Below are 892 nucleotides of genomic sequence, written 5' to 3' on the forward strand. Positions count from 1 at the left end.
CATCTGTCCGACATGACGGTCGCCTTCGTCGGCGAGGGTCGGGACAATGTCGCGCTATCCCTGGCCGTGGGCGCCGCCAAGGTCGGCGTCGACATGCGCATCGCTTCACCCAAGGAGCTTTGGCCGGACGACGAGTTCTGCGCCCATGTCAGAACCCTGGTGGAGCGCAGCGGCGGCCGCTTCAGGCTGGACGAAGACGTGAAGAGCTGCGTCGAAGGCGCCGACTTCATCTACACCGATGTCTGGCTCTCCATGGGTGAGGACAAGTCGGCCTGGGCCGAGCGTATCCGCCTGCTGACGCCCTATCGGGTGACGAGCGAGGTGATGTCGGCCAGCGGCAATCCGCACGTGAAATTCATGCATTGCCTGCCGGCGTTCCACGATACCGAGACCGAGGTCGGCGCCTCGGTCTCGCGCGAATTCGGCATCGACTGCATGGAGGTCACCGATCAGGTCTTCGAATCGGGCGCGTCGATCGTGTTCGACCAGGCGGAGAACCGCATGCACACGATCAAGGCGCTGCTCGTCGCGACGATCGGCAATTGAGATGCTGATCGTTGCGGCTCTCGGCGGGAACGCGCTGTTGCGGCGCGGCGAGCCCATGACCGCCGAAAATCAGCGCGGCAATGTCAAGCATGCGGCATCCGCCCTGGCGGCGCTTATCGACCAAGGCCATTCGCTCGTCATCACGCATGGCAACGGCCCGCAGGTCGGCTTGCTGGCGCTCCAGTCGGCGGCCTCGAGCGACGGCGCGTTCCCGCTCGACGTGCTCGGCGCCGAAAGCGCCGGCATGATCGGCTACATGATCGAGCAGGAACTTGCCAACCTTATCAGCCAGAGGCTGTTCGCGACATTGCTGACACAGGTGAAGGTCGACCCGGGCGACCCCGCC

General features: G+C 64.9%; 2 pseudogenes. Both read left to right on the plus strand.

Annotation, left to right across the window (positions count from 1 at the left end):
- Positions 1-546: pseudogene (locus EOA27_RS38300) on the plus strand (ornithine carbamoyltransferase subunit F); the annotation flags it as partial.
- A gap of 1 nt (position 547) precedes the next feature.
- Positions 548-892, plus strand: a pseudogene (locus tag EOA27_RS38305) (carbamate kinase); the annotation flags it as partial.

Source organism: Mesorhizobium sp. M2A.F.Ca.ET.037.01.1.1, from assembly GCF_003998075.1.
In the GTDB taxonomy this organism is placed as follows: Bacteria; Pseudomonadota; Alphaproteobacteria; order Rhizobiales; family Rhizobiaceae; genus Mesorhizobium.